The sequence below is a fragment of the Anaeromassilibacillus sp. An250 genome, from assembly GCF_002159845.1.
GTDB classification, from domain to species: domain Bacteria; phylum Bacillota; class Clostridia; order Oscillospirales; family Acutalibacteraceae; genus Anaeromassilibacillus; species Anaeromassilibacillus stercoravium.
In genome coordinates this window covers 84,588-99,588 of record NZ_NFJK01000008.1, presented here as the reverse complement: position 1 = coordinate 99,588, position 15,001 = coordinate 84,588, and the positions used below count along the sequence as shown (strand labels likewise).

The following is a 15,001-nucleotide window of genomic DNA, read 5'->3' as shown; positions in this document are numbered from 1 at the left end:
TTCTTTTGCCTTGCGGGAGTTTACTCGCCGCACCTGGAAACCGCCCGCAAATCGCCACACAGCGCCTCGACAGGGTCGATAGGGACGATTTCTCCGGCGCCCTCCAAATCGACACTATCGGCACGACGCAGCTCAATTACTCGTTTTCCATTGCTGCGGCGCACCGTTGCCTGAATGCCGTTTTTTCTTAGGGCCTCAATGCTTTGCAGGATTAATCTTGAAATCTTTTTGGGCGTTACCCCTTCGATTCTGTCAGGGTCGATCTTTTCGGAGAGCTCCGTGGGAGTGCCGATAAATATTGTTCTGCTGCTCATAAACGCAGAGAGGAGAACAACGATTTGCCCCTCCAATTGTTCAGGCTGTGTCCGGCTGTCCGAAACCAACTCCCACACATTTTCACCGCCGCGTTCCAATTCCAGCTCCCGGTATTCGATGTCCCGGCCCACGCAGGTCAGTCTGGCTCTGCCGCTTCCCCGCTTTTCTTCCACCAGTGTGAAGCTGGAATCCACTGCGCCGCTGATGGCAGTGGTCCCGGAGATCCGGTGGAACACATCTTCCGCCTTTTCTTTCCGCAGGTGGTGGATGAGCAGGATGGCAATGCCGTGCTCGTCCGCCAGCCGCTTGAGCACAGACAGGTCCCGGTAGTCGTTTGCGTAGGTGGCGTCGTGGACTGGGCGGACCATCTGCAGGGTGTCGATAATGACCAGCACGGTGTCGGGGTGTGCGGCGACGAATGCGTCCACTTGTTCCTCCAACCCCTGACCGATGATCGCACACTCTGTGCAGAAGTGGACGCTGTCTGGTGCATCCTCGGTGATTTCAAAGAGTCGATTCTGGATGCGGAGGACGGAATCCTCCAGACAGAGATAGAGGGTGGTGCCCTGCTTGGTGCTCATGTTCCAGACTGGTTCTCCCTTGGCAACTGTCACCGCCAGCCATAGAGCAAGCCAGGACTTGCCCACCTTTGGTGAGCCAGCCAGGATGTGCAGACCCTGAGAGATCAGGGTATCCACCACAAAATTGGGCGGCTCCAGCGGACGATCCATCAGGGTTCTGCCGTCCACTGTGATCAGGGGATGGTTCATTTTGTTGTTCATATTTGGTACCTCCATTTCAAGAATTTGAATATAAAAAGCTCCCACCTCAAAAGAAGTGGGAGTAGTATTTATTTTGACTTTGAAATGGTTTATGGTAGAATGGAGCAAACGGAGGTGAGCCAATGGCGACCTATCAGATCTACGAACTCTCTGCCCGGGCAGTGATGAGCTATGCCGCGGAGAAAGACGGCGTTTACATCTTTGCTCTGAACCGCAGTGCCACCGAGCACTGCAAGGTACCGGGTGCCAAGCACGAGCAGGACAGCTGCGCCATGTTCCATCAGCTGATGTACCAACTCCACGGGGAGGGCTGGCGGGAGCGTGGCGATGAGAAAGTCACATTGCTTTCCGATGTGCTGTTCTATATGGACTTCGCCGGGATCTTTGACCGGCGTGGAACCGGAAGGACGCAGCAGGCCCGCCGGGAGAAGGCCAGAGACATGTTTCGTCCCGAGGGGATCACTCTGGACTTCGGCAGCGGCCCACACCGCTATGTGGCTTTTGAACGCTCCGCCAGCATGAGCCGCCAGTCCCGGCTCTCCTTCATCCGGGCGGATCTGTATGAACCCATGCGCCAGCGGATCATGCTGAACATGGAACTGGATCGCTGCCAGCTCAGTAAACTCTACGCCTACAACGGTCTCATGTTCTCCAGCGGAACCCGGGTGGACGGCATCCGCATTGACAAAAAACACCGGGTCATCGTCATAGACAATCCAACCAAGAGAGTGGAGCGAGCCTCCGTCATCACCCTGCGGGAAGGCAGAGAGCCGGGAACCTTCTATCGGGCGGATACACTGGAAGATCTGGACATCACCTGCTTTGACGGCGTGGGCCTCATCTCCAAAGAGTACGCCGATGTGGTGGACAAGGCCTGTAGCGGCAGCCACACCCACACCTCCTTCCAGATTCGGATGCCCTACATCAAGGGGATGCTCCATCAGGTGGATTTCAAGGACTTCTTGAAGAGAAGCGGTACCCAGAGCATCGTAGACATCTGGGGCAAGGCGCACCCTGTCCGCAGTGTAGACATTATCCTCACCCGCAGTCAGTTCAAAGCCTACGGCTGGCTGCGGGAGAACGGTATGACCTGGGAGGATTACTGGGACGCCTTTCGGGACTACAACCACGCCCTGTATATCACCAACCTGAGCAGGACGGAGCCGGAGAAACTGGTAGAGCTCAACTATCAATTTCTCTCCACCCTCTCCATTCAGCCGGAGGAGTTTCGCCCCACCGACCTGCCGGAAGGCTGGGACCACAGCCCGGAGGATGATCCACGGCAATGGCTAACCAAGGCCACCGAGACAGCCTACTATAACTTTCGTGCCAATGAAGCATACCAGCAGGAATACTTTCGCCGGGGCCTGAGCCAGTCCAGGGGAAGCCGGGCCAACATCATGGCCCGGGTGCTGGAGAAGAACCCGAAGTTTATTCGGGAATCTATCTATGCGGAACAGCTGGACGGACAGGCCCGGAAGATTCTCCGAGGCTACGCCGTTGGGCGGTTGCTGGTGTCAGGGGACAACCGTTTTCTCTCAGGTGATCTGTTGGAACTGCTGCGGCAGTTAATTGCGCCCCGTGTGTTCCAGTTGCCCGGTGAGCGGGACTTCTGCAATCAGGTGATGGGAGACTTCTTTGCGGAGGACAGTTTCTATGCTCCTGGCGCGGCCTATGACCACGAGGACAGCTGTACCCTCCTCCGCAATCCCCACATCGCCCGGAACGAGGAATTGCAGCTGTCCGTGTACCCAGAGGGAGACGCACTGCGTCAGCATTACCTGGGCCACCTCACCGATGTGGTCATGGTGTCTGCAGACAGTTTGGCAGCGGAGCGGCTGGGGGGTGCGGACTATGACGGCGACCTTATCAAGACCATTGCCGATCCCATTCTGAACCGATGTGTGAAGCGGAATTATGATTACGATGTCCATCAGCAGCTCTCCAATAACGCCAACCTGCCCCTGCTGAAAATTCCATCCTTGTCCGCACCCAAGTCCGACGCCAACGACTGGCAGGCCCGTTTTCAGACGGTGGAGAACACCTTTGCCGCCCGCATTGGACAGATCTGCAACGCTGCTCTGGACCGGAGTGTCATCGCCTATAACGAACACGCCGACCCGGAGGAGCGCAAGCGGTGCAGCCGGGACTTGGAGGCCCTGGCCATTTACAGCGGGCTGGAGATCGACGCGGCCAAGACCGGTGTACGGCCCAATCTGGATGAATTTCTGGGTGGACGGAAGGTAAAGCGCACTCCCTTCCTGCAGTACAAATATCTGTTGGAGCGTGCGGAGGAGCGCCGCCGCGCCTGGTATGAGCCCACCCACCGGGAGCGGTTGGAGACCTTCTTTGCCGGGATTGACTGGGACACCGTGGACTCCCCGGTGGAGCGGCTGCCCTGGCTGGCACGCCAGCTGGAGCGCAATACGCCCAAGATTCAGGAGAAACCAGCGAAGGATAGCGAACTATTCACCTTCGCCCAGGAGCGAAACTGGAAGAGGCAGCTGGATGAGAAAACACTTTCTTCTGTTTCTGCCTTGCTGTGGGACTACGAGCACTGCCTCTCCCGCATCCGGGCCTGCCGCGCTCCTGCCAAGGGGCAGCAGCGAAAAACGGACATTGATCGCATCCTCTACGCCAGAGGACAAGAGGAGCTCTTCGACAGCGACGAGTTGTACGCCTTCTTTCAGCAGCTTTCCCCGGAGCGCATCGCCGCTCTGCGAAAGGCCATCGTGGACCAGCAGTGGCACCTGCTGGCAGAAGGACAGAGAGAAACATTTCTGCAAGGGCATCTGCCGGAGGCGGCGGACTACTATGATCTTCTGACCGACTTCCGCCACGGCGGGTTCCGTCTGCTGGGAGATTTGGTCTGTGATATGGACGATCTGGCGACAGCCCGGGAACGGAAGCAGCTCCGCCGCCCGGCGGACTCCCCAGCCTTCCAGAAGATGATGGAGGCCTATCTGTCCGCCCCCTTCAGCGGCAACGAGCGAGCCGTGGTGTCCAAGGTCTGCCGCAAGCTGCTGGACAAGATCGTCCGGCCCAGGCTGGCGGTGCCCTATATAGTAGCCCTGGGTAAGCGGAACCTGCTGTGGGACCTGCTGCCGGACCACATTGAGGAACATGTTTTGGAGGTGGATCATGCTGAATGAGTGGAAGGAATTTCAGGATTATACCGGCACGGTAAACTACACTGCCCGGAACAAGCAGGACACCACCTATCTGGGCCGCTTCACCTTCGACACCATTTTGGATTTCGAGGGACTCAACCGGGTATTGACCATCCTGGCAAGAGGATTTCTGTTTCGTAATGAGGATGGCGGCCTGGTCAAAGCGCCTCGGGAACGCATTGACTATGCCAAGCGGGGCTTATGCGCCTGGTGCAGTGTGCCAAGCAGCAAAAAAGCCACGCCCCGGGAGGCGTGGCAGTTTGGCAGTGATTTTGGGGGACTCCATTCAGAATTTCCCAGCCTTGTGGAGGAAAACGGCAGCGGATGGTTCCATAGGCATGTACATCGGGTGGTGGATTTTGTGCGGGAAAACCCGGAGAAGGTGTCCAGCAGTGCCCAGAAGAAGTGTGCCACCATTGAAAAAGGCTTTAACCAGGCCTGGCGGGGCAAGGTGATCCAGATGCAGGTCCCCCTGTTTGCTCCCACCACCAAGGGACAGTGGGGCCTGCGGTTTGACAGTTTTCTGGCCCAGGCTCTGGAGCTGGGGCCACTCCGGACGGAGGAACCGATACTTCCACCCGCATTGGTGGAGCAACTTCGCAGCCTCACGCCTAAGGGCGTTCCCGTGGAGATGGTAGAGACGCTGGCAGCCTACTACCTTGCCAATAAGCCGGAGGATTCCGACTGGGTGGTGCTGCCGGTGGCCAACTTTGACGCATATTTCGGCACCACCAGCTTTGGGCGGAAGTATCTCAGGCAGATCCCAGAGACCATTTTAGAGCGATCTGAAACAGGCTTTGGGCTTTGCCGGTACCGGTTGGAGGCAGAATTGGATGACAAGCAAGAAGAAAAGTTACTTTAGAAGTGGTTTTAACATTCCTTTTTGAAAGGGAAATTTTTGAACTATGCCAGTGCTGGTAAACTTTGTAAGGAGGCACAGAATCTAATGCTTCATCTAAAAAAGTCTTCCGTAATTTTGGCCCTCCCAGAAATGGCGCATATCACGACATAATTGTTAGTAAATGCTCATCAAAAGAGGATAATTACTTTTCACACCTTGTAAATCATGCTATACTTAACATAAGGGGTGAGATAACAATGTCTCAAACAACAAAATGGGCAATGGCTATGGCGTTGAAACGTATTATGACACAAAAGCCTCTGTCTAAAATCACGATTGCTGATATTACGGAAGCCTGCGGCATCAACCGCATGACATTCTATTATCATTTCCAAGATATCTTTGATCTCATTGATTGGATATGCCAAGAAGAAGGTGCTAAGGCCATACAAGGACGAAAAAATTATAAAACCTGGCAGGAAGGTTTTCTCGCTTTATGCTGTGCAACAAAGGAGAACAGGTCATTTGTTGAAGGTGTGTATCACTCCATCCAGCGAGAAAAAATCGAGAATTATCTTTGCCGAGTTGTATATGATTTGCTGTTTGATGTTGTATGTGAACTATCCAAGGACTATTACATTTCTCTCGAAAATAAGCAGTATATCGCCGATTTTTACAAACATGGATTTGTGGGTATCATATTAGAGTGGGTCAAGTGTGGAATGAAAGAAGATCCGAAAATATTTGTCAGTCGTGTGAGTCAGATGATACATGGCCAACTTCTTTTAGCTATTAAGAATATGGCAGAGATACCAATTTTATCAAAAGAGCTGGAATGATAAAACTTTTTACAAAGCCTCTCGGATGATGTAATTTTCATCATCCGAGAGGCTTTGTTTATTGTTTGGGCATTGGAGAAAAGATACAATGAAGGCAAAGAAATGATGAAGGAGGTCATTTGAGTGTATTATTCCAGTGGAAACTATGAAGCTTTTGTTCGGCCACTCAAACCGGAGGGTGTGGAACGAAAATCTGCCTATATTGTTGGAACCGGTCTGGCAGCTTTGACTGCTGCCTGCTATTTGGTGAGAGATGGGCAGATGCCGGGAAAACGCATCCATATCTTTGAGAAGGATCCTATCCCCGGCGGGGCCTGCGACGGCTGGGAGTACCCGGGCTTGGGGTATGTGATGCGGGGCGGTCGTGAGATGGACAACCACTTCGAGGTGATGTGGGACCTGTTTCGATCCATTCCCTCCATTGAGAACCCGGAACTGAGCGTGCTGGACGAGTACTACTATCTCAACAAACGGGACCCCAACTACTCCCTCATGCGGGCCACCCAGAACCGCGGGGAGGACGGCCGTACCGACGGAAAATTCGGCCTTTCCGATGCCGGGGCCATGGAGATTATGAAGTTGTTCTTCACTCCCGACGAGGAACTCTACGACAAGCCCATCACAGACTACTTTAGTGACGAGGTGCTGAACTCCAACTTCTGGCTCTACTGGCGCACCATGTTCGCTTTCGAAAATTGGCACAGTGCCCTGGAGATGAAGCTCTACCTCCGTCGCTTCATCCATCACATTGGCGGTTTACCCGACTTCAAGGCTCTCCGCTTTACCCGTTACAATCAGTACGAATCCATGATCCTGCCCATGGTGACCTATCTGGAGAAGGCAGGCGTACAGTTCCACTACAATACCAAGGTTATTGATGTGGAGTTTGAAATTCGCGCCGGTCAAAAGCTTGCTCGTCGCCTCACCTTGCAGTTTGAAACCGGAGAGGAACAGATCGATCTTATGGAGCAGGATCTGGTCTTTATCACACCGGGTGGCTGCGTGGAGAACTCTGCTCTGGGTTCTCAGAACACTCCCGCTCCTTACAAGCCGGAGCTGAAAGAGGGTGGCGGCTGGGATATGTGGCGGCGCATCGCGGCCCAGGATCCTTCCTTCGGTCATCCCGAGAAGTTCTGCGGCGATCCGGAGAAGAGCAACTGGATGAGCGCCACCGTCACCACCTTGGATGACAAAATTCCGCCCTATATTCAAAAAATCTGTCAGCGGGATCCTTTCAGCGGCAAGGTGGTCACCGGCGGCATCGTCACCGTGAAGGATTCCAACTGGCTTTTGAGTTGGACCTTCAACCGCCAACCCCAGTTCCGCAGCCAGCCCAAGGGCCAGCTGGTGGGCTGGATCTACGGTCTGTTCAGCGATAAGCCCGGCAACTATGTGAAGAAGCCCATGCGGGAGTGTACCGGCAAGGAGATCTGCATGGAGTGGCTCTACCACTTGGGCGTACCTGAGGGGGAAATTGAGTCTCTGGCCGAGTGCAGCGCCAATACCGTCCCCTGCATGATGCCCTATATCACCGCCTTCTTTATGCCCCGGGCGGCGGGGGACCGACCGGATGTGGTGCCCAGGGAGGCTGTCAATTTTGCCTTCATCGGTCAGTTCGCCGAGACCCCCCGAGATACCATCTTCACTACGGAATACTCCATGCGTACCGGCATGGAGGCGGTATATACCCTGCTGGACATCGACCGGGGAGTGCCAGAGGTCTGGGGCAGTACCTTCGATGTTCGAGACCTGCTCAATGCAACGGTACAGTTGAGGGACGGCCGGAAGATCACAGATATGCATTTGGGCTTAAAAGAGCGGATGGCATTGAAGGAAGTGCTGAAAAAAATCTCTGGTACGGATGTGGAGAAGCTGCTAAAGGAATATCATGTCATCTGACCTTTAATACCTTTTCCACTAAATAGACCGATATCGTATTTTAGCAATTCTTTCAGTTAGAACATTTGTAAACCGTGCAGTGCATAGCCGTGCGGTAAGCAGCACTTAATGGAAAGATACTATTTGAAAAGGAGAAATAGAAGATGGACGTTTCTATGCAGATAAAAAAAACAGCTCTGCGCACAGCGCTGGGATATATTGAAAAAAATCCCGAGGAAAATGTGCTTAAACTGATGGACTGGGTGGATAAGCTGGCAGGAGATGGACCGAACAGCTTCCCCGCACAGCGCAAAGCGTTTCGAAATGTTTTAAACGATCCGGAATGTAGCATGTACCAGCTCATTATGAGCGTTTTCCGGGACATTGACAATGATGTGTTGAAGGTGGTTTTTGAGAACTTCTTCCTGAATGCCAGTCTAATCGGCTGGCCCAAGCAGGAACACTATCGTAAGGAGTTGAACTGCAATATTCCTTGGGCGATTCTCATGGATCCTACCTCTGCCTGTAATCTTCACTGTACTGGCTGCTGGGCTGCTGAATACGGCAACAAGCTGAACCTGACATACGAGGAACTCAGCGACATTGTCCGCCAAGGCAAAGAGTTTGGAACTTATATGTACATCTTCTCTGGCGGTGAACCTCTGGTTCGGAAAAAGGACATCCTCCGGCTGTGCACCGAACACAGCGACTGCCAGTTCCTGGCTTTTACCAATGCCACTCTGATTGATGATGCGTTTGCGAAGGAAATGCTGCGGGTGAAAAACTTTATTCCCGCCATCAGTGTAGAAGGGTTTGAAGACGCTACCGATTTTCGACGGGGGGCGGGCACCTATCAGGCAATCATGAAGGCTATGGCTATTCTGAAACAATACAAATTGCCCTTTGGTGCATCCTGTTGCTACACCTCGAAAAATGTGGACTCCATCAGCTCCGAGGCTTTTATCGATCATCTGGTGGAGTGTGGGGCCAAGTTTGCCTGGTTCTTCCACTACATGCCGGTGGGGAACGAAGCAGTGACCGACCTGCTGCCCAATCCGGAGCAGCGTAAGCTCATGTACCGGAAAGTGCGGGAGTACCGTTCCACCAAGCCCATCTTCACGATTGATTTTCAGAATGACGGCGAGTATGTAGGCGGCTGCATCGCAGGAGGCCGTAACTATCTCCATATTAACGCCAATGGCGATGTGGAACCCTGTGCGTTTATCCACTACTCTGACTCCAATATCAGAGAAAAAACCTTGCTGGAAGCTTTCCAATCTCCTCTGTTTATGGCCTATCACAACCACCAGCCCTTCAATTGCAACCACCTGCGTCCCTGCCCCATGTTGGAGAATCCTGACATGTTAAAAATGATGGTACATCAGTCCGGAGCCCATTCTACGGATCTTCAATCTCCGGAGAGTGCTGACCATCTGTGTGACAAGTGCCGTAACTATGCTGCTTGTTGGGCCCCGGAAGCGGACCTTTTATGGAACGAAAGAAATAAGAATTGAGCCAATGGGCTGTCTCTGACAGAGCAAGCCGTCGGAATCTCTGTTTGCGGCAGAGATTTCGACGGCTTCTAAATTATGGGGAGATTTTATGATAAGTGTTACACAAATTGCACTTGGGCTTATTGGAATAGTTTGTATCTTGTTTCCAAAGCAAATCACCTCTCTTTTACCATATTTGATGGGCATTATGATGATCCTAATTGGCCTGATTGGTATCCAACCAGTTGGGGAAAAATTCCGGCAGGCTCCTGACATATTTGCTCGTAAATTGGTTCTATTGATCTTGGGACTTTCTTTTCTGGTTCAAGGCAAAACCGCGCTGGTGCCAATAGGAATTATCTGGGCCGTCTTGGGGCTTTGGAAGACGACAGATGCTTTCGTTGACTTCTGGGAAGCATATCAGGCAAAACAGGGGGTCCTATCTGCTCTCGGAGAACTACTTATCCGTCTGATTTTATCTCTCCTTCTGTTATTTGACCCGTATGGAAAATTCACACCACATATTGCTATTTTGGGGGCGACACTGTTGCTAAACGCCATTTTCCCCGAAAGGCGATGAAATCGGATGAGATAGTCGTTATAAACTTTTCGAGGTGCCCTATGAGAAAAAGTCTGTCCCCAAAGAAAAAAATAGTATGTTCCGCAATACTCAGTTTTCTTACATTGTTTACCTTGCTTTGGTTTGTTTTCCGAAACCACTATAAAGAAATATTTCAAAACATTCAAACAGCCAGTATAAGAGGCTTGCTTTGGATCCTTTGCATGGGATTTGTCTATCAACTCTTAGATAGTTTGCTCTGTCTCATATTCGTAAGAAGGACGATTCGTTTTTTTCTTTCAAACAGGCGGTAGAGGTCACACTATTGGGTGTGTTTGGAAATGTTGTTACCCTTTCTGTGGGATCAATCCCCATGCAAAGCGCTTATTTACATCGTAAGGGAATGGAGCCTGGAGAAGCTGCGGGAATCATGAGTATGGAATATGTGCTCCATAAATCAACCATTTTGCTGTGTAGTAGCGTACTACTTCTGCTTGAGGGGCAGAAGCTTTTTAGGCAACATCGAAATTTGCTCAGATATGTCGTGTTCGGGTATCTGATATGTATTATTATCATTATATTGCTCATTCTGATATGTACTCTGGAAAATTTCTATCGGTTCATCTGCAAAGGAATTTGTCGATTAGAAAGTCTTTCAAAGTGGGCAGATCGTGCGATTCAATGGAAACAACAAGTAGATGCGCTACATATAGGAGCAAAGGATTTGCTTCACACCCCAAATATAATCTTGGTTGGGGTAGGAATCAACGCAATCAAGTTGATGGGGCTCTATTCAATTCCATACCTGTGCATGAGAGCGATTGGCATTGATTATTTTTCTCTTATTCAAATACAGACATTATCTGCTTTGGCAAATGTTATTTCCAATGCTCTGCCTAATATTGCTGGAATGGGCTCAGTAGAAGCAGCTTTTCTGCTGTTGTTTTCCTGTTACATGGATGCGGCAGATGTATCTTCTGTACTTGTTCTCTATCGGCTCTCCACATATTTTGTTCCATTTTTGCTTAGTGCGTTTGCAACAGAAAGAATCGGACTGCGCTTGTATACAAAAGAAAGGTCCAATACCTCAATGCACACATCGAATCAGGAGGAGAATCATGGAATATCCTGATTTGACAAAGCAGGATTCGGCAGAATTACAAGAGTATCTCGCTATACATCAGAATGCACAAAGGGATGTTTGATACTTAAATGTTCTGCAATTATTTTATTTTCGTCAACAAGAAAAGAGACTATAGCCGCAAGCCCTCATAATGACTTGCAGCTATAGTCTTTTACCGTATCGATATTACCCCATTAGGGGAGGTTCACTTCGTGTCCCTATGACACGGAGCAGTTCTCCGCGCTGTTTTTTGTTTCTCTTGTGTTTCCATTTGCTGATTTTCGTTCATTGCAGCTTGGCCGATTTCCCTCTTCATCTATTGCGCTAGGAATGTAACGGCAGGAGGCATCACATAACCGCGTCCAAAGGGATCTTTCTCCCTAAGAGACCGACAAAATTTTGTCCTTGTGCCGCGAAGGGCTATCCCTTTGGTAAATTTTCAGTTATAATAAAATACGAAAAGAGGTGAACCATATGCCATCGTCCAGGCGCTGCGCATCCCGAAAAAAGAACGATTCCCCTCCCATCCATCCACCGAAGCAGGTGCTGCGCCTGATGGAATTGCTGCAAAGGCAAGGATATGAGGCCTATGCCGTTGGCGGATGTATACGGGATAGCCTTCTGGGGCTTTCCCCAAACGACTGGGATCTCACTTGCTCTGCCCTTCCGGAGGAAACCATACGAGCTCTGCCCGGCTACCAGATCCTTGCCACCGGCCTACAGCACGGGACCGTCACCGTAGTCGCGGACGGTATGCCCGTAGAGATCACCACCTACCGTGTGGACGGCACCTACTCCGATGGACGGCATCCGGACTCCGTCACCTTCTCCCGCAATTTGGTGGACGATTTGGCACGCCGCGACTTTACGGTAAATGCAATCGCCTACCATCCCAGCAAAGGGCTTGTGGACCCCTACAACGGATTACACGACTTGCACAGCCGCACTCTGCGCTGTGTCGGAATCCCGGAACAGCGTTTTCAGGAGGACGCCCTGCGGATTCTCCGCGGGCTTCGTTTTGCTTCTACCTTGGGATTCACCATCGAAAAGAAGACGGCCTATGCAATGTTCCAGCAAAAAAACTTGCTGCATCAGATCTCCGAAGAACGGATTCAAGTTGAATTTGGCAAGCTGCTGTGCGGCAAGGACGCAGAGCGCATTTTGCGGAAGTACCAAAGTGTCATTGCCGTCTTTCTTCCGGAAATTACCCCCATGGTCGGATTGGAACAACACAGCCCATATCACATATATGATGTATGGGAGCATACGCTTCATGCAATCTCCGCCATTGCGCCAAGGCTGGAGTTGCGCCTCGCCATCCTGTTTCATGATATCGGAAAGCCGCGATGTTTTTCCATGGATGCCAAAGGGATCGGCCATTTTTATGGACACCAGAACCTCGGGGCAGAAATCGCAAAAACCGTATTGACACGTCTGCGATTCAGCAAAGAAACCATCCGCACCGTAGCAACCCTGGTCAAGTACCACGATGTATCGATCACCGACGAGGAGGTCCGCGTCAAACGCTGGCTAAACCGGCTTGGTGAACCGCTGTTTCGTATGCTGCTCGCGGTCAACCGCGCGGATACAGCTGCACACTCCCCCGCCGCAGCCCTCCGCATGGATATGATCGACCGGGAAGCTGCCGTTCTCGATCACATTCTCGCAGAGCAATCCTGTTTTCAATTGAAGGACCTTGCAATCCACGGAAAGGACTTGCTCCAAATAGGCGTTCCAGAGGGACCGGAGGTGGGCCGCTTGTTGCAGGAATTACTGGATTCGGTCTTGGAAAACCGCTGCGAAAACCGGTTGGACTCCCTTCTTCCTTTGGCAAAACAGCTGGCATTCTCTCGGAAGGAAACGGAGGGATAAACGCCGTGGCCGAATACGTTACACATACATTGAAGCCCTTGTATGACGGGGAGTCGCGTGTGCTAATCCTTGGCACCATGCCCTCCCCAAAAAGCCGCGCCGTTGGCTTCTACTATTCCCACCCGCAAAATCGCTTTTGGCGCGTGCTCGCCGATGTATTTCAGCAAGCTCTCCCCGTCTCTAAGGAAGAGAAAGTAGCATTCTGCTTGCGCAACCACATTGCTCTGTGGGATGTTCTGCGGAGCTGTGCCATAGAAGGAGCGGACGACGGAAGCATCCGGCAGCCGGTTGCGAACGACTTATCCTCACTCCTACAGGAGACCCATATCCACACCATCTGTACAACGGGGACAAAGGCCGCCGCTCTCTATAAACGTCTGTGCCTGCCTTCTACCAGGCTTCCCTCTGTCTCGCTTCCATCCACCAGCCCGGCGAATTGCCGCCACTATACATACGCGCGGCTTGTTGAGGCATACTCCATTTTGCCGGGTCTATGTTCCGAAACAAAGGATTGAATAAACCCCCTTCCAGGTTTGAAACGGAAGGGGGTTCATTCGTTTTGCTACAAAAATTTTCGAAATTTTGCGTGACATTTGTTTCATTTTATTGTATAATAATGACAGTTCAATTCAAAATATTTTCTACTTTATTGTGCAATATGAGCTTTGTTTGCCGCTGAAAACGGGCTCTCTTCTTCCTTTTCTTATTTATTTTATTCTTACTCAGCGGAGATTGGAGTTTTTTCAGATGTGGGCTTACGAAAGTGTTTTCTATCAAATCTATCCCCTTGGTTTCTGCGGGGCGCCAAAACAAAACGACGGCATCCTCACACCGCGCATTCAAAAAGTGCAGGACTGGATTCCTCATATTTTGGACTGCGGTGCAAATGCCATATATTTCTCTCCGATTTTTGAATCCGATGCGCACGGCTATGATACGCGCGATTACCGCAAAATCGACTGCCGCCTCGGTACCAACGAGGATTTTGCGTCCGTGAGCAAGGCGCTCCACCAAAACGGAATCAAGGTGGTCATCGACGGCGTATTCAACCATGTGGGACGCGGCTTCTGGGCTTTCCAGGATGTGTTAAAGAATCGGGAAAATTCCCCTTATAAGGACTGGTTCCATATCAATTTTGGCGGGAATGACGGTTATAACGACGGCCTCTGGTATGAGGGCTGGGAAGGCCACTATGAGCTAGTGAAATTGAATCTGCGCAATGAAGCGGTGATTGAGCACCTCTTCTCCTGTATTCGCGGTTGGGTCGAAGAATTCGACATTGACGGCCTGCGGTTGGACGTGGCCTACTGCGTAGACCGCGACTTTCTCCGCCGCCTGCGCAGCTTCTGCGACACCTTAAAGCCGGATTTCTTCCTGGTCGGCGAAATTCTCGGCGGGGATTACAACCAGATTATGAACGACCAGATGCTACACAGTGCGACAAACTACGAGTGCTATAAAGGGCTCTATTCGAGCTTAAATTCTATGAACCTGTTCGAGATCGGCCATTCCCTCTTGCGCCAATTCGGCCCGGAGAACTGGACGCTCTACAAGGGAAAGCATTTGCTCAACTTTGTGGATAACCACGACGTCGTCCGCATCGCAAGCAACCTGACCAACGAAAAGCATCTTCCCCTCATTTATGCGTTGCTCTTCGGCATGCCGGGTATCCCCTGCATCTACTACGGCAGCGAATGGGGCGCTGAAGGAAAAAAAGAGCATGGCAGCGACGACTCCCTCCGCCCCTGCTTTGAAGCGCCGCAGTGCAATGCACTAACCGAATGGATCGCCACATGCGCAAAAGCGCATAAGGAAAGCAAAGCGCTTTGCTATGGCGATTTCAAATCTCTGATGCTGACCAATAAGCAGTTCATCTTTGAGCGTTCCTTTGAGGGACAGCGTGTGCTGGTGGCGGTCAATGCGGACGGAGAGGCCTATGATGCACACTTCAATGCCAACGCAGGCCGGGCCCGCGATCTGCTGACCGGCCAAACACACGACTTCGGCGGCGGCAGCAAGCTTCCTCCCTACAGCGCTGCATACTGGGAAATCTATTGATGGTATGAAATAAAAACCACTCGCACCCATTTTTCATGTGGTGCGAGTGGTTTTTATGTACCTATTTTTTG

11 protein-coding genes are annotated in these 15,001 nt (G+C 51.5%); 10 read left to right on the top strand and 1 reads right to left on the bottom strand.

All coding sequences use genetic code 11. The annotated features are described in order from the left end of the window. Window positions 1-20 precede the first annotated feature (20 nt). Complete coding sequence (locus tag B5F54_RS08825; protein WP_087233327.1) at window positions 21-1,097, bottom strand: AAA family ATPase; 1,077 nt, start codon at window positions 1,095-1,097, stop codon at window positions 21-23. 122 nt (window positions 1,098-1,219) lie between these two features. Between B5F54_RS08825 and B5F54_RS08820 the strand changes: the two genes are divergently transcribed. From B5F54_RS08820 to B5F54_RS08775, 10 genes are all read left to right on the top strand, one after another. Then, window positions 1,220-4,249, top strand: a complete 3,030-nt coding sequence (locus B5F54_RS08820; RefSeq protein WP_242969671.1) for an RNA dependent RNA polymerase — start codon at window positions 1,220-1,222, stop codon at window positions 4,247-4,249. Then, complete coding sequence (locus B5F54_RS08815) at window positions 4,239-5,129, top strand: hypothetical protein (protein WP_087233324.1); 891 nt, start codon at window positions 4,239-4,241, stop codon at window positions 5,127-5,129. The genes B5F54_RS08820 and B5F54_RS08815 overlap by 11 nt, the downstream gene beginning before the upstream one ends. Before the next feature lie 236 nt (window positions 5,130-5,365). Further along, window positions 5,366-5,947, top strand: a complete 582-nt coding sequence (locus B5F54_RS08810) for a TetR/AcrR family transcriptional regulator (protein ID WP_087233322.1) — start codon at window positions 5,366-5,368, stop codon at window positions 5,945-5,947. A 123-nt stretch (window positions 5,948-6,070) separates the two neighbouring features. Then, window positions 6,071-7,846, top strand: a complete 1,776-nt coding sequence (locus B5F54_RS08805) for an oleate hydratase (RefSeq protein WP_087233319.1) — start codon at window positions 6,071-6,073, stop codon at window positions 7,844-7,846. Window positions 7,847-8,001: 155 nt separating this feature from the next. Further along, on the top strand, window positions 8,002-9,339 hold the full coding sequence (locus B5F54_RS08800) for a radical SAM protein (protein WP_242969670.1): 1,338 nt from the start codon (window positions 8,002-8,004) through the stop codon (window positions 9,337-9,339). Between the two features lie 88 nt (window positions 9,340-9,427). Then, window positions 9,428-9,898 (top strand): hypothetical protein, encoded by a 471-nt coding sequence (locus B5F54_RS08795; RefSeq protein ID WP_087233313.1) that lies wholly within the window; start codon window positions 9,428-9,430, stop codon window positions 9,896-9,898. A 238-nt stretch (window positions 9,899-10,136) separates the two neighbouring features. After that, entirely contained in the window at window positions 10,137-11,009 is an 873-nt protein-coding gene (locus B5F54_RS08790; RefSeq protein WP_087233309.1) for a lysylphosphatidylglycerol synthase transmembrane domain-containing protein, read from the top strand. 465 nt (window positions 11,010-11,474) lie between these two features. Then, the gene (locus B5F54_RS08785; RefSeq protein ID WP_087233306.1) at window positions 11,475-12,872 is read left to right on the top strand and encodes a CCA tRNA nucleotidyltransferase; all 1,398 of its coding nucleotides are present in this window, start codon (window positions 11,475-11,477) and stop codon (window positions 12,870-12,872) included. 5 nt (window positions 12,873-12,877) lie between these two features. Continuing rightward, complete coding sequence (locus B5F54_RS08780) at window positions 12,878-13,387, top strand: DNA-deoxyinosine glycosylase (RefSeq protein WP_087233303.1); 510 nt, start codon at window positions 12,878-12,880, stop codon at window positions 13,385-13,387. A 232-nt stretch (window positions 13,388-13,619) separates the two neighbouring features. After that, window positions 13,620-14,930 (top strand): alpha-amylase family glycosyl hydrolase, encoded by a 1,311-nt coding sequence (locus B5F54_RS08775; RefSeq protein WP_087233300.1) that lies wholly within the window; start codon window positions 13,620-13,622, stop codon window positions 14,928-14,930. The last annotated feature ends 71 nt before the right edge of the window (window positions 14,931-15,001 follow it).

Coding starts and splice junctions, on each gene's coding strand:
- B5F54_RS08825 (WP_087233327.1), bottom strand. CDS start 1,097: ATGAACAACAAAATGAACCATCCCCTGATCACAGTGGACGGCAGAACC.
- B5F54_RS08820 (WP_242969671.1), top strand. CDS start 1,220: ATGGCGACCTATCAGATCTACGAACTCTCTGCCCGGGCAGTGATGAGC.
- B5F54_RS08815 (WP_087233324.1), top strand. CDS start 4,239: ATGCTGAATGAGTGGAAGGAATTTCAGGATTATACCGGCACGGTAAAC.
- B5F54_RS08810 (WP_087233322.1), top strand. CDS start 5,366: ATGTCTCAAACAACAAAATGGGCAATGGCTATGGCGTTGAAACGTATT.
- B5F54_RS08800 (WP_242969670.1), top strand. CDS start 8,002: ATGCAGATAAAAAAAACAGCTCTGCGCACAGCGCTGGGATATATTGAA.
- B5F54_RS08795 (WP_087233313.1), top strand. CDS start 9,428: ATGATAAGTGTTACACAAATTGCACTTGGGCTTATTGGAATAGTTTGT.
- B5F54_RS08785 (WP_087233306.1), top strand. CDS start 11,475: ATGCCATCGTCCAGGCGCTGCGCATCCCGAAAAAAGAACGATTCCCCT.
- B5F54_RS08775 (WP_087233300.1), top strand. CDS start 13,620: ATGTGGGCTTACGAAAGTGTTTTCTATCAAATCTATCCCCTTGGTTTC.